The organism is Mycobacterium sp. Dal123C01 (assembly GCF_052566995.1).
Window position 1 is genome coordinate 5,802,627 of sequence record NZ_CP199580.1, and the last position, 21,669, is coordinate 5,824,295.

General features: G+C 67.2%; 21 protein-coding genes. 10 read left to right on the forward strand and 11 right to left on the reverse strand.

The genetic code is table 11. From position 1 onward, the window contains the following. Window positions 1–30 precede the first annotated feature (30 nt). Entirely contained in the window at window positions 31–1,506 is a 1,476-nt protein-coding gene (locus ACTXG5_RS27125) for an amino acid permease (protein WP_445161716.1), read from the reverse strand. A 78-nt stretch (window positions 1,507–1,584) separates the two neighbouring features. Here ACTXG5_RS27125 and ACTXG5_RS27130 point away from each other — a divergent pair, with 78 nt between their 5' ends. After that, on the forward strand, window positions 1,585–2,988 hold the full coding sequence (locus ACTXG5_RS27130) for an FAD-dependent oxidoreductase (protein WP_445164618.1): 1,404 nt from the start codon (window positions 1,585–1,587) through the stop codon (window positions 2,986–2,988). On the opposite strand, the gene manA is transcribed toward ACTXG5_RS27130, so the two are convergent. The 4 genes from manA to ACTXG5_RS27150 form a co-directional block, all read right to left on the reverse strand. Then, entirely contained in the window at window positions 2,966–4,192 is a 1,227-nt protein-coding gene (manA, locus tag ACTXG5_RS27135) for a mannose-6-phosphate isomerase, class I (RefSeq protein ID WP_445161717.1), read from the reverse strand. The two genes, ACTXG5_RS27130 and manA, sit on opposite strands and share 23 nt — an antisense overlap. Window positions 4,193–4,200: 8 nt before the next feature. Beyond that, on the reverse strand, window positions 4,201–5,334 hold the full coding sequence (locus tag ACTXG5_RS27140) for a TobH protein (RefSeq protein WP_445161718.1): 1,134 nt from the start codon (window positions 5,332–5,334) through the stop codon (window positions 4,201–4,203). Beyond that, window positions 5,331–6,728, reverse strand: coding sequence for a phosphomannomutase/phosphoglucomutase (locus tag ACTXG5_RS27145; protein ID WP_445161719.1), 1,398 nt, complete (start codon window positions 6,726–6,728; stop codon window positions 5,331–5,333). The genes ACTXG5_RS27140 and ACTXG5_RS27145 overlap by 4 nt, the downstream gene beginning before the upstream one ends. 100 nt (window positions 6,729–6,828) lie before the next feature. After that, entirely contained in the window at window positions 6,829–7,311 is a 483-nt protein-coding gene (locus tag ACTXG5_RS27150) for a DUF3499 domain-containing protein (RefSeq protein ID WP_445161720.1), read from the reverse strand. A gap of 173 nt (window positions 7,312–7,484) precedes the next feature. Between ACTXG5_RS27150 and ACTXG5_RS27155 the strand changes: the two genes are divergently transcribed. Further along, window positions 7,485–7,907, forward strand: coding sequence for a metallopeptidase family protein (locus tag ACTXG5_RS27155; RefSeq protein ID WP_445161721.1), 423 nt, complete (start codon window positions 7,485–7,487; stop codon window positions 7,905–7,907). Between the two features lie 21 nt (window positions 7,908–7,928). On the opposite strand, the gene ACTXG5_RS27160 is transcribed toward ACTXG5_RS27155, so the two are convergent. Further along, window positions 7,929–8,267, reverse strand: coding sequence for a WhiB family transcriptional regulator (locus ACTXG5_RS27160; protein WP_445164619.1), 339 nt, complete (start codon window positions 8,265–8,267; stop codon window positions 7,929–7,931). A gap of 323 nt (window positions 8,268–8,590) precedes the next feature. Here ACTXG5_RS27160 and cofD point away from each other — a divergent pair, with 323 nt between their 5' ends. The 4 genes from cofD to ACTXG5_RS27180 are packed head-to-tail and all read left to right on the forward strand — an operon-like array spanning window position 8,591 to window position 13,074. Further along, window positions 8,591–9,592, forward strand: a complete 1,002-nt coding sequence (gene cofD / locus ACTXG5_RS27165; RefSeq protein WP_445161722.1) for a 2-phospho-L-lactate transferase — start codon at window positions 8,591–8,593, stop codon at window positions 9,590–9,592. After that, window positions 9,589–10,941, forward strand: coding sequence for a coenzyme F420-0:L-glutamate ligase (locus ACTXG5_RS27170; protein ID WP_445161723.1), 1,353 nt, complete (start codon window positions 9,589–9,591; stop codon window positions 10,939–10,941). The genes cofD and ACTXG5_RS27170 overlap by 4 nt, the downstream gene beginning before the upstream one ends. 10 nt (window positions 10,942–10,951) lie before the next feature. After that, window positions 10,952–12,538 (forward strand): Eco57I restriction-modification methylase domain-containing protein, encoded by a 1,587-nt coding sequence (locus ACTXG5_RS27175; RefSeq protein ID WP_445161724.1) that lies wholly within the window; start codon window positions 10,952–10,954, stop codon window positions 12,536–12,538. Then, window positions 12,535–13,074: an NUDIX hydrolase gene (locus tag ACTXG5_RS27180; RefSeq protein WP_445161725.1), complete on the forward strand. Its 540-nt coding sequence runs from the start codon at window positions 12,535–12,537 to the stop codon at window positions 13,072–13,074. Before ACTXG5_RS27175 ends, ACTXG5_RS27180 begins: the two co-directional genes overlap by 4 nt. A gap of 31 nt (window positions 13,075–13,105) precedes the next feature. On the opposite strand, the gene ACTXG5_RS27185 is transcribed toward ACTXG5_RS27180, so the two are convergent. Genes ACTXG5_RS27185 through rfbD form a run of 3 tightly spaced genes read right to left on the reverse strand, consistent with a single transcriptional unit; the run spans window position 13,106 to window position 16,008 of the window. Beyond that, on the reverse strand, window positions 13,106–14,185 hold the full coding sequence (locus ACTXG5_RS27185) for a sugar phosphate nucleotidyltransferase (protein ID WP_445161726.1): 1,080 nt from the start codon (window positions 14,183–14,185) through the stop codon (window positions 13,106–13,108). A gap of 1 nt (window position 14,186) precedes the next feature. After that, a complete protein-coding gene (locus ACTXG5_RS27190; protein WP_445161727.1) occupies window positions 14,187–15,083 on the reverse strand; it encodes a glycosyltransferase family 2 protein in 897 nt (298 codons plus the stop codon). Further along, window positions 15,076–16,008 (reverse strand): dTDP-4-dehydrorhamnose reductase, encoded by a 933-nt coding sequence (rfbD, locus tag ACTXG5_RS27195; RefSeq protein ID WP_445161728.1) that lies wholly within the window; start codon window positions 16,006–16,008, stop codon window positions 15,076–15,078. Before rfbD ends, ACTXG5_RS27190 begins: the two co-directional genes overlap by 8 nt. A 74-nt stretch (window positions 16,009–16,082) precedes the next feature. Here rfbD and ACTXG5_RS27200 point away from each other — a divergent pair, with 74 nt between their 5' ends. The 4 genes from ACTXG5_RS27200 (at window position 16,083) to ctpC (ending at window position 20,898) form a co-directional block, all read left to right on the forward strand. Then, window positions 16,083–17,549 carry an LCP family protein gene (locus ACTXG5_RS27200; protein ID WP_445161729.1) on the forward strand — a complete coding sequence of 489 codons (1,467 nt, stop codon included), beginning with the start codon at window positions 16,083–16,085 and terminating at the stop codon, window positions 17,547–17,549. Continuing rightward, window positions 17,537–18,262, forward strand: coding sequence for a TIGR03089 family protein (locus tag ACTXG5_RS27205; protein WP_445161730.1), 726 nt, complete (start codon window positions 17,537–17,539; stop codon window positions 18,260–18,262). The genes ACTXG5_RS27200 and ACTXG5_RS27205 overlap by 13 nt, the downstream gene beginning before the upstream one ends. A gap of 158 nt (window positions 18,263–18,420) precedes the next feature. Continuing rightward, the gene (locus ACTXG5_RS27210) at window positions 18,421–18,702 is read left to right on the forward strand and encodes a DUF1490 family protein (protein WP_445161731.1); all 282 of its coding nucleotides are present in this window, start codon (window positions 18,421–18,423) and stop codon (window positions 18,700–18,702) included. A 9-nt stretch (window positions 18,703–18,711) separates the two neighbouring features. Beyond that, a complete protein-coding gene (gene ctpC, locus ACTXG5_RS27215) occupies window positions 18,712–20,898 on the forward strand; it encodes a manganese-exporting P-type ATPase CtpC (RefSeq protein WP_445161732.1) in 2,187 nt (728 codons plus the stop codon). Window positions 20,899–20,949: 51 nt separating this feature from the next. On the opposite strand, the gene ACTXG5_RS27220 is transcribed toward ctpC, so the two are convergent. After that, a complete protein-coding gene (locus tag ACTXG5_RS27220; protein WP_445161733.1) occupies window positions 20,950–21,333 on the reverse strand; it encodes a YbaB/EbfC family nucleoid-associated protein in 384 nt (127 codons plus the stop codon). Continuing rightward, window positions 21,330–21,650, reverse strand: a complete 321-nt coding sequence (locus tag ACTXG5_RS27225; RefSeq protein WP_445161734.1) for a hypothetical protein — start codon at window positions 21,648–21,650, stop codon at window positions 21,330–21,332. Before ACTXG5_RS27225 ends, ACTXG5_RS27220 begins: the two co-directional genes overlap by 4 nt. Between the last annotated feature and the right edge of the window lie 19 nt (window positions 21,651–21,669).

Sequence of the window (21,669 nt, forward strand, 5' to 3'; positions counted from 1 at the left end):
ACACGCGATGGCATTTTGTAAAGGAGAGGACTACGCCGCCTCGTTGGCCTGTCGGCGACCCTGCAACGAGTGGCGGTATCCGTAACCGAGGTAAATCACGGTCCCCACAACCAGCCACACAACGAACCGGACCCAGGTCAGCGCGGTGAGGTTCACCATCAGCCAGACACAGGCGCATATCGACGCGATCGGCAACGCCGGCACCCACGGGGCCCGGAACCCGCGCTCCAGGTCCGGCCGGGTCCGGCGCAGGACGATGACTCCAGCGGACACCAGGACGAACGCGAACAGCGTCCCGACGTTGACCATCTCCTCGAGCTTGCTGATCGGGAACACCGACGCCGTCGCCGCGATCACCAACGCAACAAGCACGGTGATCCGGATCGGCGTCCCGCGTGAGCTGGTCTTGGCCAACGACCGCGGCAACAACCCGTCGCGCGCCATCGCGAACAAGACCCGGCACCCCCCGAGCACCAGCACCATCACCACGGTGGTCAGTCCGGCCAGTGCCCCGATGGCGATGATCTCGCTCGCCCACTGGACCCCGTTCGCGGTGAACGCGGTGGCCAGGTTCGCCGGCTTTCCGCCGGGCATGGTTTTGAGCTGGGTGTAGGAGACCATGCCGGACAGCACGACGGAGACGGCGATGTAGAGGACGGTCACGACCGCCAGCGACGTCAGGATCCCCCGGGGAACATCGCGCTGGGGTCGTTTGGTCTCCTCGGCCATCGTCGCGACGATGTCGAACCCGATGAACGCGAAGAACACGATCGATGCGCCGGCCAGCACGCCGTACCAGCCGTAGTGACTGCTGTGCGCCCCGGTCAGCAGCGACAGCACCGACTGGTTGAGGCCGCCGGCCTCGTGCCCGGCTTCCGGCTTGGGGATGAAGGGCGAGTAGTTGGAGCCTTTGATGTAGAAGATGCCGACCACCACCACAAAGATCACCACCGACACCTTGATGGCGGTGATCACCGCGGAAATCCTCGACGACACTTTGGTGCCGACGGCGACCAGCGTCGCCACCAGAGAGACGATCAGCAGCGCGCCCCAGTCGAGGTCGATCGAGCCTAAATGGACTGTGCCACCGGCGAATCCGAACACCGTCCCCAGGTAACTCGACCAGCCTTTGGACACCACGGCGGCACCGATTGCCAATTCCAGCAACAGATTCCAGCCGATGATCCAGGCCAGGAACTCACCGAAGGTGGCGTAAGAGAACGTGTACGCGCTGCCCGCGACGGGCAGCGTGGAGGCGAATTCGGCGTAGCACAACGCGGCCAGCGCGCAGGTGACCGCGGCGATCACGAACGATATCCAGATCGCCGGCCCGGTGATATCGCCGGCCGTCGATGCGGTGACCGTGAAGATGCCGGCCCCGATCACCACGGCCACGCCGAACACCGTCAGGTCCCACCAAGTCAGGTCCTTACGTAGCCGGGTCTCTGGTTCGTCGGTGTCGTCGAGTGACTGTTCGACCGACTTGGTACGCCATCGGTTGGCCATCTGCCGCCCCTTCATGAACCGTCCGTTTGACCGCACAGTACTGGGTACTCTCCCGGGATGCCGGACGCCGGAGACAACATGCAAGGTCACGCGGTAGTGATCGGAGCCAGCATCGCTGGCTTATGCGCCGCGCGGGTGCTCTCCGATTGGTATTCCCAGGTCAGCGTCTATGAACGGGACGAACTGCCGAGCACCCCGGCAAACCGCGCGACGATCCCACAGGATCGGCATTTGCATTTGTTGATGGCCCGCGGGGCCACGGAATTCGACACCCTGTTCCCGGGCCTGCTCAACGACATGGTGGCCGCCGGCGTGCCCATGCTGGAGAACCGGCCGGACTGCATCCACCTAGGCGCCGCGGGCCATGTGCTCGGGACGGGACACACCCTGCGTGACGAATTCACCGCGTACGTGCCCAGCCGTCCACACTTGGAGTGGCAGCTGCGCAGGCGTGTCCAAGACATCGACAACGTCGCGATCGTGCGGCGCTGCGTCGCGGAGCCGCGGTTCGACCGGGGGCAGCAGCGGGTGACCGGTGTACTGCTGGACCCCGTCGATCGCGAGGGCGGCGACCCGGAGTTTGTGCGCGCCGACCTGGTCGTCGACGCGGCGGGTCGTGGCACGCGGTTGCCGGTGTGGCTGACGCAGTGGGGATATCAGCGGCCCACCGAGCAAACCTTGGACATCGGCATCAACTACGCCAGTCACCAGTTCCGCATGCCGGAGGGATTGATTCAGGAGAAGGTGGTCGTGGCGGGCGCCTCCCATGACCAGTCGCTGGGGATGGGCATGCTCTGCTACGAGGACGGCACCTGGGTGCTGACGACCTTCGGCGTGGCCGGCGCCAAGCCGCCGACGACGTTCCCCGACATGGTTGCGCTGGCGGACACCCTGCTCCCGGCGCATTTCGCCGATGCCCTGGCGCAGGCCAAACCCCTTGGCGCGCCGGCATTTCACGCCTTCCCGGCCAGCAAATGGCGGCGCTACGACAAGCTGGACCGCTTCCCGGCCGGAATCGTTCCCTTCGGCGATGCCGTGGCCAGCTTCAACCCCACCTTCGGACAGGGCATGACGATGACGTCGCTACAGGCCGGCCATCTGCGGCGGGCATTGCGATCCGTGGACGGGGACCTGGCGAGTGAACTCAGTCGGGCGACCGCCAAGACCACCTTTCCGGTGTGGATGATGAACGCCATCGGCGACATCACTTTTCACCACGCCGGCACCCCCGAACCGATCCCCTGGTGGTGGCGCCCGTCGGGGGCGCTGTTCGACCAGTTCCTTGGGGCCGCCGAAACCGAACCCGTTCTCGCCGAATGGTTTTTGCGCCGGTTCTCGCTGCTCGACAGCCTCTATATGGTCCCGCCGCCGCGGATCATCGGCCGGACCATGGTCCACAACCTGCGGCTGTGGCTGCGCGAGCGCCGCGAGTTGCGGCGGGCCGCCAAAGAACGGGCCGTCACAAACCTACGGTCGCCCTGAACAACTTGGCGGGCTCACGCGCCACCAACCCCACCGGGCCGTCGTCGGCCGCCACCCAGGCCGCCATTCCACGCTCCAACTCGAGCGAACCGGATTTGCCGTGCACCATCGTCGAACCCTCGACGCACAACAAGATCTGCGGGCCGTCATGGCTCGGTGACGCATCGACCTCGTGGCCCAGATGCTCGCCCTCAAGGGTCAACAGCGCGACCGCGAACTCGTCGGCCGGGGTGTCGTAGATAAGCCCGAGGCCCTCGCGGTGGACTTGCGGACGCAGCTGCGCCTCGGCGGTGGGCGCGAAATCCAGCACCCGCAGCAACTCGGGCACATCGACGTGCTTGGGCGTGAGGCCGCCGCGTAACACGTTGTCGGAGTTGGCCATAACCTCCACCGCAAAACCGCGTAGATAGGTGTGCAGGTTGCCGGCCGGCAGGAAGAGCGCCTCGCCCGCAGCCAGGCTGATCCGGTTGAGCAACAACGACGCCAGCACACCGGCGTCTCCGGGGTAGCGTTCGCCGAGTTCCAGCACCGTCTTGGCTTCAGCCGCGAATTCCGTTGCGCCCGAGCTGACGTACTGGATTGCACCGTCGATCACGGCGGACACCACCACATCGATGTCGGGCTGAGGAGCGGTGATCCAGGTGGTGAACAGCGCGCGCAGACCGTCGGCGTCGGACTGGTCGTTCAGCAAGTCGATGTAGGGGTCCAGGTCGGTGACGGCCAACGCCCGCAGCAGCTCGATGGTGCGCGACGCCTGACGAAATCCGGCGAGCGCCTCGAACGAATGCAGCGCCACCAACAATTCGGGCTTGTGCGACGTGTCGCGGTAGTTGCGGACCGGCGAGGTCACCGGGATGCCCAACCGTTCCTCGCGCAGGTAACCCTCGATTGCCTGTTCGGCGCTGGGATGCGCCTGCAGCGACAGCGGCTCGTCGGCAGCGAGCACCTTGACCAGGAACGGGAGCACGTCGCCGAACCGGTCGCGCGACGCGGAGCCGAGCTGTCCCTCCGGATCGGCGGTCACCGCCTCCAGCAAGGAGAGTTCGCCTTTCTCGGTTTCCAGGAAGGCCGGGTCGCCCGGATGCGCGCCGAACCAGAGCTCGGCCTCGGGGTGAGCGGCGGGCACCGGACGCCCGGTGAATTCGGCGATATCGGTACGCGATCCCCACGCGTACGTCCGTACGGCACCGCGAAGCACTTCCACTTGTCTATCTATCCCCGAACCAGTCGCAAGTAAACGGCGGCCATCTCCACCCGAACGGCCAATACTGCCAGTTGCTGCTCGGGCCGCCCGGCACCGGCCGGCTCGCGCGGACCGGCCGCTCCCCCAGGTCCGGCCAAGTCGTCCATTGGGTCGGACGCATCGGGCACATCCTGGGCCGCGATCAGGTAGACGTCATCGAGCCCGGCGACCCGCGCGGCGGCCACCGTCCGATCGTCGGACAACGTCAGCGCCAGCACCCGCAGCCGCTGCGGCAACGGTCCGTCGATCTCGTCGTCGTGGAACAGCGCATCCACCGACGAAGCGGCTTGGCCCAACTCGGAGCCGAACTCGGCAGGCTCGCGCAGTGCCACGACCGCATCCGCCAGCCCAGTGGCGGCGACGACGTGGTGCGCGATCCGCAGCAGTACCGAACTTCCGTGCCGGGCCAGCGCCAGCGTCGCGGCACAGTCACCGGCCAGCGCGACCCGGTGCCCGGAGATGCGCGCGGCCATCGTCTTGGCCGGGTTGGTGAAGAGCTCACGGCCGGCGCTGTTGCGCAGCACTTCGGCGTCCAGCTCGTCGGCGAGTGCGGGCACGTCGATGTCCAGTCGGGGGTCCACCGTCTGCAACGTGGCCAAGCCGGCGGCCAGGTACCGGCACAATCCGAACTCGTCGGCCCCCCACAGCCGGGGCGCCAGCACCGCGACGCGGCCGGCCGTGGAGTCGCGCAGCGGACCCTCATAGGGCGCGATGACGACAACCCGTGCACCGCGGCGCACCCCGGTCGCGGCGGCGCCGATCAAGGCCGGATCGCCGGGGTCGTCGCCCGCGACGATCAGCACGTCGAGCGGACCCACCCACGCCGGGGCTTCGCTGACGATCACGATCGGCGCCGACGCCGTACCGCCCAGCGTCGCGGCCAGCATCGTCCCCGCCGTCTGGGCGGTCCCCCGCCCGGCTACCCAGATCACGCTGCGCGGCCGGTCGCCGGTGCGCAGTGAGTCCAATTCGCCTTCGTCTACCGCGGCGGCAATGGCGCGCACCTGCGCGCCTGCCAACGAGGCGGACCGCAACAGGCCCTGCCGATCGGCGGCGAGCAGGCCGTCGATGTCTTCGAGATCGATCGCCTGGGTGGCGTTCACGGCACGCCCTCGCTGCGCTGCACCTGGCCGGTGACCTCGGCGCTGATCTGGGCGACCATCGCGTCGACGTCCTCGGCGGTACGACCCTCCGCGTTAAGCCGCAGCAGCGGCTCGGTGTTGGAGGTGCGCAAGTTGAACCAGCTGCCATCACCCAAATCCACCGTCACCCCGTCCAGGTGATCGATGGAGTGGATCCGGCTGCCGAACGACTTCAACACGGCGTCCACGCGATCCGCGGCGTCCGCCACCGTGAAATTGATCTCGCCGGAGGACTCGTAGCGCTGGTAGTCCGCGGTCAGCTCCGACAGCGGCCGGTCTTGCTCACCGAGGGCGACCAGCACATGCAGGGCGGCCAGCATGCCCGAGTCGGCGCCCCAGAAGTCGCGGAAGTAATAGTGCGCCGAATGTTCACCACCGAAAATCGCGCCGGTTTCGGCCATCAGCGCCTTGATATAAGAGTGTCCGACGCGCGAGCGCAGCGGTGTGCCCCCGCGCTCGGAGACCAATTCGGGCACCGCGCGCGACGTGATCAGATTGTGGATGACGGTGGCGCCGATTTCCCGGCCGAGCTCGCGGGCGGCCACCAGACTCGTCACCGTCGACGGAGAGACCGCCACGCCACGCTCGTCGACCACGAAGCACCGGTCGGCGTCCCCGTCGAAGGCCAGACCGATATCGGCGCCGGTTTCGCGCACATAGAGCTGCAGATCCAGCAGGTTGGCCGGGTCGAGCGGGTTGGCCTCGTGATTGGGAAACGAACCGTCGAGCTCGAAGTACAACGGCAACAACGTGATCGAGTCGATCGCGCCGAGCACCGCCGGTGTCGTGTGACCGGCCATGCCATTGCCGGCGTCCACCGCTACCCGCAACGGTCGCAATCCGGAGACCTCGACCAGCGAGCGCAGGAACTCGCCGTAGTCAGCAAGCACATCGCGTTCGGTGCTGGTCCCCGGCTGCCCGTCGTACGTCGCGACCCCGGCGATCAGATCCTCGGTGATCACTTTCAGGCCGGTATCCGCGCCGACCGGCAGGGCGGCGGCCCGGCAGAGCTTGATGCCGTTGTAGGCGGCAGGGTTGTGACTGGCGGTGAACATCGCGCCGGGGCATTCCAGCAACCCCGAGGCGAAATACAGCTGATCGGTCGACGCCAACCCGATATGCACGACGTCCAGGCCCTGGTCGGTCACTCCGGTCGCGAAAGCGGCGGCGAGCGACGGCGAACTATCGCGCATGTCGTGGCCGATCGCCACCCGTTGCGCCCCCTCACCACGCATCAACGCGGCGAACGCGGCCCCGACCTCGGCGACCAGCGACTCGTCGATCTCTTCGCCGACCAGCCCACGGATGTCATAAGCCTTAATGACACGGTGGACAGTCGCGGCGGGCCGAGACATGCGGGCCTCCTGACGCCGTCGATCGATTTGCCTCTTGGCGTCAGCCTATCGGCCCGCAGAAGTTACTGTTCCAAACCGGTTTGGAAGAGAACCGCGCGGCCTAGTCGGCCGGATCGGGCAACACCCGCAGATGTCCACGCCGGCGTCCGGAGCTTTTTTGAGGTGGCGCGAACAGATGGCTGCTGGGGGCCGTGGCCTGGGCTCCGCCGTGGTGGACAAGCGAATCGGCGGAAACACTTCCCGCCTGCGCGGAAAAGCCGTTCAACGGCATGCCGGTGCTGCCCGCATACGGCAAGCCCCCGTCACCCGGACCGCCTTCGCGCACCGCGTCGGCCAGGGCGACCAGGTCGTCCTCGTCGGGATTGGTGGGCTCCGAATTGAGGGGTCCGGCGTGGCGTACGAGATCCCATCCGCGGGGCGCGGTGATCGAACCGGCGTGGCCGACGCACAAATCCCAGGAATGCGGTTCGCGCACGGTGGCCAGTGGGCCTACGACTGCCGTCGAGTCCGAGTAGACAAACGTCAAGGTCGCCACGGCGTAATGCGGGCACCCGGGCCGGCAGCAGCGACGGGGAACGTTCACGTCGCAAAGGCTATCGTGCGAAAACGCCGCCGAAGCGCCGGACACGCGCAACCGTCCGGCCGACGATGTTCAACCGTTACCATCGGCGCGTGGGTGATTCGCGCAGTTTCCCGCGGAACGGAGGGCCTATGGGCCGAGCGGCTCCGCACCGGGCAACTCGGCGTGGCCGCGATATGCGCGGTCCTTTGCTGCCGCCGACGGTGCCGGGATGGCGCAGCCGGGCCGAGCGGTTCGACATGGCGGTGCTGGAAGCCTACGAACCCATCGAGCGCCGCTGGCAATCACGAGTGTCGGAACTCGACGTGGCAGTCGATGAAATCCCGCGCATCGCCGCCAAGGATCCCGACAGCTTCCAGTGGCCGCCCGAGGTCGTCGCCGACGGGCCGATCGCACTGGCCCGCTTGATCCCCGCCGGAGTGGACGTCCGCGGCAATGCCACGCGGGCGCGAATTGTCTTGTTCCGCAAGCCCATCGAACGACGTGCTAAAGACACCGTCGAACTGGGCGAGTTATTGCACGAGATCCTGGTGGCTCAGGTGGCCATCTATCTCGACGTGGAACCCACAGTCATCGATCCGACGATCGAGGACGAATAACCGTGCAGAAGGGTTGATCGGTCAGATGACGCCGCGTTTGAGGCGACGGCGCTCACGCTCGGACAGACCGCCCCAGATGCCGAAGCGCTCGTCATGCGCCAGGGCGTAATCGAGGCACTCATGGCGCACCTCGCAACCGAGGCAGATCTTCTTGGCCTCGCGGGTGGACCCGCCCTTCTCGGGGAAGAAGGCCTCGGGATCGGTCTGCGCGCACAGGGCGCGGTCCTGCCATTCGTCGGGATTGGCCGGTGGCAATGGCTCGGGCTCGAATGCGATTGGCGCATCAGGAACCACGGTCAAGTGCGGCCGGGCAAGTGGCTCTGGAGTCAGGCTGATTGAGGCGTGCTCAGTGCCTGCCATGACGCCCCGTAGGTGCTCGTAAGACATGCGTCGTACGCCTCCTCAGATCGATTTTGGGAGATTGGTTGACTTCCACTGTTCTGATGTAACCGACAATTCGAACAAGTGATCGAATCTCGGTCTGCGACACCGGAACCGGCCGGCTAACCGGGAAATGACACTGATGTGATTAGACACGGGTTAATCTGCCGGGTCAAGCGTTACGGCGCATTTCCATATCATCTTGTGACCATTTTTCGGCGTTTCTGTTGTAGAGGGCTTTCGGCGTGTCCATCACAACCGCTCCCAACTCCCCCTTTTCCCGGCCGGTACTGTCGTGCGATGTGAAGGTCACCGTTCTGGTCGGCGGGGTCGGCGGCGCCCGTTTCCTGCTGGGCGTCCAGCAGTTACTCGGCCTGGGCCAGTTCAGCGCCGAGGGGCAACGCGACCCTTCGGGCGCGGGCCACGAGCTCACTGCCGTCGTCAACATTGGCGACGATGCCTGGATCCATGGGGTTCGGGTTTGTCCGGATTTGGACACCTGTATGTATACCTTAGGTGGAGGCGTCGACCCGGAGCGCGGTTGGGGCCACCGTGACGAAACCTGGCATGCCAAAGAGGAATTGGCGCGCTACGGCGTGCAGCCGGATTGGTTCCAGCTCGGCGACCGCGATCTGGGCACCCATCTGGTGCGCACCCAGATGCTGCACGCCGGCTACCCGCTGTCACAGATCACCACGGCGCTGTGCGACCGGTGGCAACCGGGTGCGCAGTTGCTGCCGGCCAGCGATGACCGTTGCGAAACACACGTGGTGATCACCGATCCCGCCGACGACAGCCGGCGCGCGATCCACTTCCAGGAGTGGTGGGTGCGCTATCGGGCCAAGGTGCCCACCCACAGCTTTGCGTTCGTCGGCGCTGAAACGGCCAGCGCCACAACTGAAGCGCTGCAGGCCATCGACGACGCCGACATCATCTTGCTGGCACCGTCCAATCCGGTGGTGAGCGTCGGCGCGATCCTGGCCGTACCCGGTATTCGCGGCGCGCTGCGGGCGGCGTCCGCCCCGATCGTCGGCTACTCCCCGATCATCGGTGGAAAGCCGTTGCGTGGCATGGCTGATGCCTGCCTCGAGGTGATCGGGGTCGAATCCACCGCGGAGGCGGTCGGTAGGCACTACGGGGCGCGCGAGACCACCGGGATACTGGACTGCTGGCTGGTGCACGAAGGCGACCACGCCGACATCGAAGGCGTCGCGGTGCGCTCGGTCCCGCTGCTGATGAGCGACCCGAAGGCGACGGCGCGGATGGTCCGCGCCGGACTGGATGTTGCGGGTGTGGCGGCGTGACCGGTCCTCGGCACGAGCATGGCACCGCCTCGACGATCGAGATCCTGCCCGTCGCCGGGCTTCCCGAGTTCCGCCCCGGCGACGATCTCGGTGCCGCGGTCGCCGCCGCCGCGCCATGGCTGCGTGACAGCGACGTCGTGGTGGTCACCAGCAAGGTGGTGTCCAAATGCGAGGGCCGGCTGGTGGCGGCGCCCGAGGATCCCGAGGAACGCGATGAGCTCCGGCGCAAGCTGGTCGACGACGAAGCGGTGCGGGTGCTGGCCCGCAAGGGCCGGACGCTGATCACCGAGAACCGGCTCGGTCTGATCCAGGCCGCCGCCGGCGTCGACGGATCCAACGTCGGCCGAACCGAACTCGCGCTGCTGCCGGTCGACCCCGACGGCACTGCCGCGGCACTGCGCGCCGCCCTGCGCGAGAAGCTCGGCGTCGACGTCGCGGTGGTGATCACCGACACCATGGGCCGGGCCTGGCGCAACGGACAGATCGACGCCGCCATCGGTGCGGCGGGTCTTGCTGTGCTGCATGGCTATTCGGGTGCGGTCGACGAGCACGGCAACGAATTAGTGGTCACCGAGATCGCGGTGGCCGATGAAGTCGCGGCGGCCGCCGATCTGGTCAAGGGCAAGCTGACCGCCATGCCGGTAGCCGTTGTGCGCGGCCTCACGGTCATCGACGACGGCACGACGGCCCGGCAACTGCTGCGACCCGGTCCCGAAGATCTGTTCTGGCTCGGCACCGCCGAAGCCATCGATATGGGTCGCCGGCAGGCCCAGCTGTTGCGCCGATCGGTGCGCCAGTTCAGCGACGAGCCGGTGCCGCCGGATCTTCTCGAGGCGGCTGTCGCCGAGGCCCTGACCGCACCGGCCCCACACCACACTCGCCCGGTGCGGTTCGTGTGGCTGCGTACTGCGGCCACCCGGACGCGGCTGCTCGATCGCATGCAGGACAAGTGGCGTACCGACCTTGCCGGTGACGGCAAGCCCACCGACTCGATCGATCGGCGGGTGGGTCGCGGCCAGATCCTCTACGACGCACCCGAGGTCGTCATCCCGATGTTGGTCCCCGACGGTGCCCACCCCTACCCCGACGCCGAGCGCAGCAACGCCGAGCACACCATGTTCACCGTCGCCGTCGGAGCCGCCGTGCAGGCCCTGTTGGTCGCGCTGGCCGTGCGAGGCGTGGGCAGCTGCTGGATCGGCTCGACGATCTTTGCCGCCGACCTGGTCCGCGCCGAGCTGGAACTACCGCCCGATTGGGAGCCATTGGGCGCCATCGCGATCGGTTACGCCGCGCAGCCGGCCGAGTCGCGCGACCCCGTGAATCCCGGAGATCTGCTGATTCGCAAGTGATACTGACCCGGTGAAGACGTTCGCGGGCAAGGCGGTCGCATCGGCCGACAAGGTCCGCGGCGGGTATTACACGCCGGCACCGGTGGCCCGATTTCTGGCCCGCTGGGTCCGCCAGGCCGGTCCGCGAATTGTCGAGCCGTCGTGCGGCGACGGCCGAATCCTGCGTGAGCTGGCCGAGCTGAGCACGCAGGTGCACGGCGTGGAACTCGTCGCCGCCGAGGCCGCGAAGTCGCGAGCATTCGCTCCCGTCGACGCCGCGAATCTGTTCACCTGGCTGGCCGACAACGAGGCCGCCGGCTGGGACGGGGTCGCGGGCAACCCGCCTTATATCCGGTTCGGCAACTGGGCGTCCGAGCAACGGGAGCCGGCGCTGGACCTGATGCGGCTGCAGGGTTTGCGCCCCAGCAGGTTGACCAATGCCTGGGTCCCTTTCGTCGTCGCGAGCACCGTATTGGTGCGCGACGGCGGACGGGTGGGTTTGGTATTGCCCGCCGAATTGCTCCAAGTCGGCTATGCCGCACAATTGCGTGAATTTCTGCTCAGCCGCTACCGCGAAATCACTCTGGTCACATTTCAGCGTCTGGTGTTCGACGGCATTTTGCAGGAAGTCGTGTTGTTTTGCGGTGTGGTCGGTCCGGGTCCCGCGCGCATTCGCACGATCAATCTCACCGATGCCGATGCGTTGGACCTAATGGCGCACCCGGAACTGAACGCCGAATCGGCGCCCGCGCTGCTGCACGAAAAGGAGAAGTGGACCAAGTATTTCTTGGACCCCGCCGCGATCGGACTGCTGCGCACACTCAAGGGCTCCGACACCATGACCCGACTCGGGTCCATCGCCGATGTCGACGTCGGCATCGTGACGGGCCGCAACAGCTTCTTCACCTTCACCGATGCGCAAGCCCACGAGCTGGGGCTGCGGGCCCACTGCGTCCCGCTGCTCTCACGCAGCAGCCAGCTGTCCGGCCTGGTCTACGACACCGATTGCCGGGCCAGCGATATCGCGGCCGGGCACCGGACCTGGCTGCTCGACGCCCCAGAGCAGCCGGCCGACCCCGCGCTGGCCGCCCACATCGACGCCGGTGAGGCCGCCGGCGTCCACCGCGGTTACAAGTGTTCGATCCGGAGGCCCTGGTGGCGCACACCGTCGCTGTGGGTCCCCGACCTGTTCCTGCTGCGCCAGATCCACCTGGCCCCGCGGCTGACCGTCAACGCCACCACGGCGACGAGCACCGACACCGTGCATCGGGTGCGGATCGTCGGCGATCATGACCCGACGGCGCTTGCCGCGGTGTTCCACAACAGCGCGACATTCGCTTTCACCGAGATCATGGGCCGTAGTTATGGTGGAGGCATCTTGGAGCTGGAGCCGCGGGAAGCCGAGCAGCTGCCCATTCCGGCACCGGCGCTTGCCGGCGCCGAACTCGCCGAGGATGTCGATCTCCTACTGAGGGCCAACGAAATCGAGAAGGCCCTCGACACCGTCGACCGTCATGTCCTGATCGACGGCCTCGGCTGGTCGCCGGATGTCGTCGCACAGTGCCGGGCGGCATGGCACACGCTGCGCGACCGCCGCACCAGGCGCGGAGCCCGATGAGCATCCGGGAGTCGGCGATCTCGATCCTCGCCGACTGGCAGGCACCCGACCCGGCGCAGGATTCGCTGCGGCATGCCGTGCTGGCCTTCGTGCACGGCCGCACCGACGCCTGCCGCCGCGAGTGCGTATCGGGCCACGTCACGGCCTCGGCGATCGTGCTCGACGACAGCGGTACCCGGGTGCTGCTGACCCTGCATCCGCGGCTGGGCAGGTGGGTGCAGCTGGGCGGCCACTGCGACGATGACGACCCCGACATCGTGGCCGCGGCGCTGCGCGAGGCCATCGAGGAATCCGGTGTCCCCGATTTGCGTATCGCACCGGACCTGGCCGCAATTCATGTCCACCCGGTCACCTGCTCGCTGGGAGTCCCGACCCGCCATCTGGACCTGCAGTTCGTGGCCCACGCGCCGGCGGGTGCGCAGATTGTCCTCAGCGACGAATCCGAGGACTTGCGCTGGTGGCCGGCCGACGCGTTGCCGCCCGGTACCGATTACGCGCTCGCCCACCTCGTTTCGCGGGCGCGGGCGACTGGGTGACTGGGTGACCCGGCGAAGGCGCGAAAGCGGTTCAGACGTCGCTGGAGTAACGGATCCCGCCGTCGGGAATGGAGACGCCGGGCCACACCCGGGCGCCGCGCAGCAGCTCGCAGCGCGCACCGATATCGGCGCCGTCGCCGATCACACCGTCGCGGATCAGGGCCCGCGGACCGATGCGGGCCCCGAAGCCGATGATCGAGCGCTCGATTACGCTGCCGGCCTCGATCTTGACGCCGTCGAAAATCACCGCGCCGTCCAGCCGCACACCCGGACCGATCTCGGCGCCCCGCCCGACAACCGTGCCGCCGATCAGCACCGCGCCGGGTGACACCGCTGCGCCTTCGTGCACCAGCTGCTCACCCCGATGACCCTGTAGGGCCGGCGAGGGCGCAATGCCGCGCACCAGATCCGACGATCCGCGGACAAAGTCGTCCGGGGTGCCCATGTCCCGCCAATAGGTGGCATCGACGTAGCCGCAGACCTTGATGTCGGGATCGGAGAGCAGCGATGGGAACACCTCGCGTTCGACCGAAACGGGCCGGCCCCGTGGAATCTGATCGATGATCTTGCGCTCGAAGACATACGTGCCGGCATTGATCTGATCGGTCGGCGGATCCTCGGTCTTCTCCAGAAAGGCGACGACGCGGTCCGTCTCGTCGGTGGGCACGCAGCCGAATGCGCGCGGGTCGCCGACACGCACCAGGTGCAGCGTGACGTCGGCCGCGTTGGCTTGGTGGGACTCCAGCAGCTGGCCGAGGTCGGCGCCGGAGAGCACATCGCCGTTGAAGACCATCGCGGTGTCATGACGCAGCTTGTCGGCGATGTTGGCGATGCCGCCGCCGGTCCCCAACGGATCCTCTTCGGTGACGTAGTCGATCTGTAGACCGAGTGCCGACCCGTCGCCGAACTCCGCTTCGAACACCGCAGCCTTATAAGAGGTGCTCAGGATTACGTGCTCGATGCCCGCCGCCGCGACGCGCGACAACATATGGGTGAGAAAGGGCACCCCGGCGGTTGGCAGCATCGGCTTGGGCGCCGACAGCGTCAGCGGCCGCAATCGGGTGCCCTTGCCGCCGACCAGAATCACCGCATCGACTGGGGGGATCGCCAATTCAGTGCCGCCCTTCTGCCAGCTTCTCGGAGCGCTTTCGGCGCGAGCTGCGCACCATCAGACGAGAACGCAGCGCCAACGATGCGCGCAGGCTCCAGCGCAGCGGAGCCAACCACCATCCGGTATGCCGGTCGGCCAGGAAGAGGTAGGTGCTCCGGTGGTGTGCGGCCAAGTGGCTTGCCGGATCGTGTCCGGTGGAGTGGCCCTTGTGGTGCAGCACTTCTGCCGACGGCACGTAGACGTTGAGCCAGCCGGCTTTGCCGAGCCGGTCGCCGAGGTCGACGTCCTCCATATACATGAAGTAGCGCTCGTCGAATCCGCCGATCTGACCGAACGCCGAGCGGCGCAGCAGCAGGCAGGATCCCGAGAGCCAGCCCACCGGCCGTTCGCTGGGCTCGAGCCGCTCCTGGCGATACGCCGCCGTCCACGGATTGCGTCTCCAGAACGGCCCGAGCACCGCATGCATGCCGCCGCGGATCAGGCTGGGCAGGTGGCGCGCCGACGGATAGACCGAACCGTCGGGGTCGCGGATCAGTGGGCCCAGCGCGCCGGCCTGCGGCCAGCGGGTGGCCGCCTCCAGCAGGGCGTCGATGCTGTTGGGACCCCACTGCACGTCCGGGTTGGCCACCACCACCCAGTCATCGATCTGCCCGCTCTCGGAGAGGTGTTCGATCGCGCGATTGACCGCGGTTCCGTAGCCGAGATTGGCTCCGGTCTTGAACAACCGCGCGTTCGGGTAGCGCTCCACCGCCACCTGCGGGGTGCCGTCGGTGGAACCGTTGTCGGCCATCAGGACGCTGACGGGGCGCTCGGTGGCATGCGACAGCGAAGCCAGAAAACGTTCGAGGTGGTGGCCCGGCGAGTAGGTCACCGTCACGACCGGCAAGACGTCAGTCACGCGTAGAGATTACCGGTCGTTCGGTTGGCAGTCCGCTGCCCGAGGCGGCCAGCGCGGCGACAAGTGCAGGGCGCCAGGGCCTTAGCGGCGCCATGCCCGCCGCCACCGACTGCCGGCTCGACAGCGCGGAGTAGGCCGGCCGCGGCGCCGGGCGGGGAAATTCTTCGGTGCTCACCGGGTTCACCCGCTCGGGGTCGGCGCCACACTCCTCGAAGACCGCGCGCGCCAGCCCGAATCGGGAGACGACGCCCTCGTTGGCGGCGTGCAGGATCGGCCCGGGCACACCGTCATCGGCCACTTGGAGCAGCGCCTCGGCCAGGTCGGCGACGTAGGTCGGCGAGCCAACCTGGTCGTCGACGACCTTGATCGGGCCATTGACATCACCGCCGGCCGCGAGCCTGCGCATGACCGCGACGAAGTCCTTGCCGGTGCCGCCGGTGTAGACCCACGCGGTCCGGACCACGATGCACTGGGAGGCCTCCGGCAGCGCCGCCAGCGCGGCCACCTCACCGGCGCGCTTGCTGCACGCGTAAACGCCGCGCGGCGAGGTCTCGTCGCCGGGTTCATAGGGGCGCTCGGCGCCACCTTCAAACAACGGGGGATCACCGGCGAACACGAAGTCCGTCGACACGTGGATCAGGCGGGCCCCGGCGCGCGCGCATGCCCGCGCAATGTGTTCCGGCGCGGCCTCATTGACCGCATACGCCCTCGCTTCGTCGCTTTCGGCGCCGTCAACATCGGTGTACGCGGCGCAATTGACAACGATGTCGCCACTTTTCACGATCGTCTCAGCGGCGGCCGGGTCGGTGATGTCCCACTGCGAGGACGTCAGGGCCAATAGCTCGCGACCCTGGTCAGTGGCTTGGGCGGCCAGGCAACCGCCCAACTGCCCGCCGGCTCCGGTGATGACGATCCTGCCTGACATGGTTCGAGTCTGGCATGCCTCAGGCTCGCCGCCGCTGGCTACCCGAGAAGCGGGTGTTCCGCAAGTAACCTAGTGTGATGCCTGTGCAACGTGTTGTTCGTGTTGCTGCCACTGTGCTCGCCCTCGCCGTCGTCCTCGGGACCGGCGTGGCCTGGAACAACGTCCGAGCGTTTGAAGACGGCATCTTCCACATGTCGGCGCCATCGCTGGGCAAGGGCGGCGACGATGGCGCGATCGACATCCTGCTGGTCGGCCTGGACAGCCGCACCGATGCTCACGGCAACGCGTTGACACCCGAGGAGCTGGCGACCTTGAAGGCCGGTGACGAGGAGGCCACCAACACCGATACCATCATCCTGGTCCGGATACCGAACAACGGGAAGTCGGCCACCGCGATCTCGATTCCGCGGGACTCCTATGTCATGTCCCCCGGTCTGGGCAAGACGAAGATCAACGGCGTCTACGGCCAAACCCGGGAGGCCAAGCGAGTCAACCTGGTCAAAGCCGGTGATTCGGCCGAGGATGCCGCCACCCAGGGAACCGAGGCCGGCCGTGAAGCCTTGATCAAGACGGTCGCCGACCTCACCGGTGTGACCGTCGACCACTACGCCGAAATTGGGCTGCTCGGTTTCGCGTTGATCACCGACGCGCTCGGCGGCGTCAATGTGTGTCTCAAAGACGCAGTGTACGAGCCGCTTTCGGGTGCCGACTTTCCGGCCGGCCCGCAAAAGCTCGACGGCTCGGAGGCGCTCAGCTTCGTGCGCCAGCGCCACGACCTGCCGCGCGGCGACCTGGACCGGGTGGTGCGCCAGCAAGTCGTGATGGCCTCGCTGGCCCACCGGGTGATCTCCGGCCAGACGCTGTCCAGCCCCACCACGATGAGGCGGCTGGAGTCGGCGGTGCAGCGCTCGGTGGTGCTCTCTCAGGGCTGGGACGTCATGGATTTCGTCCAACAATTGCAGAAACTGGCCGGCGGCAACGTCGCGTTCGCCACCATCCCGGTGCTCGACGGGGCCGGCTGGAGCGACGACGGCATGCAAAGCGTGGTCCGGGTGGACGCGCATCAGGTTCAGGACTGGGTCGCCGGCCTGCTGCACGACCAGGATCAGGGTAAGACCGAGGAGCTGGCCTACACGCCCGCCAAGACCACCACCAGCGTCGTCAACGACACCGACATCAACGGGCTGGCGGCCGCGGTATCAGACGTGTTGAGCTCCAAAGGATTTACCACCGGCGCCGTCGGCAACAGCGACGGCACCCACGTGAAGTCCAGCCAGGTGCGCGCCAACAAGCCCGACGACCTGGGGGCGCAGGAAGTCTCCAAGGAGCTGGGCGGATTGCCGGTGGTCCCCGACGCGTCGCTGGCGCCGGGATCGGTGCGGGTGGTGCTGGCCAGCGACTACACCGGACCGGGCTCCGGCCTGTCCGGCGGACCCGTGGCACCGGCCCGGGTGACGAACCAGTCGGCCACCGACCCGAATGTTCCAGCTCCGTCGCCCATCCTGACCGCCGGCAGCGACAAGCCGGAGTGCATCAACTGACCACTCTGTCCGGGGCGATCCTCGATCCGATGTTGCGGGCCGACGCGGTCGGCCCGCGCATCACCTACTACGACGATGCCTCCGGCGAGCGCATCGAATTGTCTGCCGTGACCCTGGCCAACTGGGCCGCCAAGACCGGCAACCTGTTGCGCGACGAGCTGGGTGCGGGCCCGGGCAGCCGGGTGGCGGTCTTGCTGCCGGCGCATTGGCAGACCGCGGCGGTCCTGTTCGGGGTGTGGTGGATCGGGGCCGAGGCCGTGCTCGACGCGTCCGGACCGGCCGACCTCGCCCTGTGCACCGCCGAACGGCTGGACGAAGCCGACTCAAGCGTCGAGCCCGGTGGCGAGGTCGCGGTGTTGTCGCTTGACGCGTTCGGCCGTTCCGCGCCCGACCTGCCGATCGGCGTCACCGACTACGCCACCGCCGTGCGAGTGCACGGCGACCAGATCGTTGCCGAACGCCACCCCGGCGCGGCGCTGGGCGGCCGATCCGTCGACGAAATCCTGGCCGACTGTGAAAATTCGGCGGCCGCACGGGGTCTGACGCCCAAAGATCGGGTACTTTCGAGCGCCTCGTGGTCCGGACCCGCCGAGCTGGTCGACGGCCTGCTGGCGGTCATGGCCGTCGGCGCATCGCTGGTGCAGGTCGCCAACCCCGATCCGGCGGCGCTGCAGCGCCGAGTCGAGACCGAGAAAGTCACCCGTGTCCTCTGAAGACGCATATTGATATCGCAATACATCAATGTTAATTTCGTGCAAGCATCAGTTGGACGGCGCGATAACAAGCAGGGCGCTTAGCTGTTACCGCGGCCGCGGGGTAGTTTCTTGGTAATGGTTGTCGTTAGCAACTAGCTGGCAGAAAGGTTCCGGCAATGGCGGTGTACGGGTTATTGGCAAAAGCCGCAGGAACGGTATTCACCGGATTGGTCGGGGTGACGGCGTATGAGGTAGTGCGCAAAGCCGCGGCCAAGGCGCCGCTACACCAGACCGCGGTGGTTACCGCGGAGCTCGGATTGCGCGGAACCCGCAAGGCCGAGGAGACCGCGGAGTCCGCACGACTCAAGCTCTCCGACGTCATGGCCGAAGCCCGCGAGCGCATCGGCGAGGAGGCACCCACCCCGTCCGTCGGCGAAGCCCACGATCACGAGCACTGACCCTCGGACATGAGCCTCGCGATTGTTGAAGACGTCGCAACTGCCGAAGATCCCGCCCTAACAATAGTTTCGGATGCCGCTGGCCGCATGCGAGTTTCGGTCGCGTGGGTTCGCGCCAACTCGCTGCGGGCCGTCGCGGTCGAAGAGGCCGTTGCCAAAAAGACCGGCGTGCGCGCCGTGCACGCCTACCCGCGCACCGGATCGGTCGTCGTCTGGTATTCACCGCACCGCTGTGATCGCTCCGAGGTACTGGCGGCGATCAGCGGTGCCGAACACGTCGCCGCCGAACTGATCCCAGCGCGCGCACCGCATTCGTCGGAGATCCGCAACTCCGATGTGCTGCGCATGGTGATCGGCGGCGTCGCCCTGGGCCTGCTCGGGGTGCGCCGCTACGTGTTCGCACGACCACCGTTGCTTGGCACCAGCGGCCGGGTGGTCGCCACCGGCGTCACCATCTTCACCGGCTACCCCTTCCTGCGCGGCGCGCTGCGCTCGTTGCGGTCCGGCAAGGCCGGCACCGATGCGCTGGTCTCGGCAGCCACCGTGGCGAGCCTGATCCTGCGCGAGAACGTGGTCGCCCTCACCGTGCTGTGGCTACTCAACATCGGTGAGTACCTCCAAGATCTGACCTTGCGACGGACCCGGCGGGCCATCTCGGAGCTGCTTCGCGGCAGCCAGGACACCGCGTGGATTCGGCTGACCGAGGGGCCGCAAGCCGGCACCGAAATCCAGGTGCCCATCGACAGCGTCGAGATCGGCGACGAAGTGGTGGTGCACGACCACGTCGCCATCCCGGTGGACGGCGAAGTCGTCGATGGCGACGCCGTGGTCAATCAGTCCGCGATCACCGGTGAAAACCTCCCGGTGAGCGTCGGCGTCGGGGCACACGTGCACGCCGGTTCGGTCGTGGTGCGCGGACGCGTCGTGGTGCGCGCCGAAGCCGTCGGCAAACAAACCGCCATCGGCCGCATCATCACCCGCGTCGAGGAGGCCCAACACGACCGGGCACCCATCCAGACGGTTGGTGAAAACTTTTCCCGCCGTTTCGTTCCCACCTCGTTCATCGTTTCGGCGATCACGCTGGCGGTCACCGGAGACGTCCGGCGCGCGATGACCATGCTGTTGATCGCCTGCCCCTGCGCGGTGGGTTTGGCCACCCCGACCGCGATCAGCGCCGCGATCGGCAACGGCGCTCGCCGCGGCATCCTGATCAAGGGTGGATCCCACCTCGAGCAGGCGGGCCGGGTCGACGCGATCGTGTTCGACAAGACCGGCACGCTGACCGTCGGGCGTCCGATGGTCACGAATATCGTTGCTATGCATAAGGATTGGGAGCCCGAGCAGGTGCTGGCGTATGCCGCCAGCTCGGAGATCCATTCCCGCCATCCGCTGGCCGAAGCGGTGATCCGCTCCACCGAGGAGCGTCACATCACCATCCCGCCGCACGAGGAGTGCGAGGTGCTGGTGGGCCTGGGCATGCGGACCTGGGCCGACGGCCGCACCCTGCTGCTGGGCAGCCCGTCGCTGCTGAAAGCCGAAAAGGTGAGGGTGTCAAAGAAGGCGACGGAGTGGGTGGAGAAGCTGCGCCGCGAGGCGGAGACCCCGCTGCTGCTGGCGGTGGACGGCAAGCTGGTGGGGCTGATCAGCCTGCGTGACGAGGTCCGGCCCGAGGCAGCCGAAGTGCTGACGAAGTTGCGCGCCAATGGGATTCGCCGCATCGTCATGCTCACCGGCGATCACCCCGACATCGCGCAGGTCGTCGCCGACGAGCTGGGGATCGACGAGTGGCGCGCCGAGGTGATGCCGGAGGACAAGCTCGAGGTGGTGCGCGAGCTGCAGAACGCGGGCTACATCGTCGGCATGGTCGGCGACGGCATCAACGACGCCCCGGCGTTGGCCGCCGCCGACATCGGGATCGCCATGGGGCTGGCCGGAACCGACGTCGCCGTCGAAACTGCCGACGTGGCGCTGGCCAACGACGACCTGCATCGCCTGCTCGACGTTCGGGACCTGGGCGCCCGGGCGGTCGACGTGATCCGGGAGAACTACAGCATGTCCATCGCCGTCAACGCCGCCGGGCTGATCATCGGCGCGGGCGGGGCGCTCTCCCCCGTGCTGGCCGCGATCCTGCACAATGCGTCGTCGGTAGCGGTGGTGGCCAACAGCTCCCGGCTGATCCGTTATCGGCTGGACTGAACACCAAGCCGCACTGGGAGCCACTATCTTTCAGCTGAGAGTCGCTGCCTCTCAACTATTTTGGTAACCACCGATCTTCGGCGGACCCGGTTGGAACGTGCTGCCGTCGCTACGGATAAGCGGCGCCTGCCGCAGCCTGCTCATCCGTTCCATGAACTCCTTGATCAGGTACGCCTGCCGCTCGGCTGCCGCCTTCGCAGCCGCCTGGGCGGTGTCGAGGATCAACTTGGCAAGTGCTTCAGATCCCTTGTGGTAGGCGCTATCTCCCAGCCACAACCCCGTCATCGCGCCCAAGCCGTCTACCTCGGCACTTACCGACCCACACCGGCTCGTGACACGCACCGAGATGGACTTACAGTGCTGGTCCATCGCTTGCATCAAGTCGCGCTGCATCCCGATGCGCGCGAGCAACGAATCCGCAAGTCCGCCGGTCAAATCGGGGCCATCCAGGTACCGGGAACACCGTCGGAGTCATCGCCTCGCAGCGCCGCCTCGGCTTGCTGCAGTTCCTCCTCGGTGCTGAGATCAAGGCCCCGAACGACGCCCGGGCTAAAGCCACGAGCAACTAGGTCGCGGCGGCGCGCGACCTGCATACGCCGTGCGGAAAGCTGGCACAGCAAAAGAATCTCACTCGCCAATTGCGTTGGTGGTCTTGATAGCTCACGTTGATCGAGCTTGAGCGCGATCGGCAATCCGCGTTCGGTCGTCCGAACCACGATCCGCCCACTCGGGGAACTCAGCGATCCGTCCATCTTGATTGTCCTCGCCAAA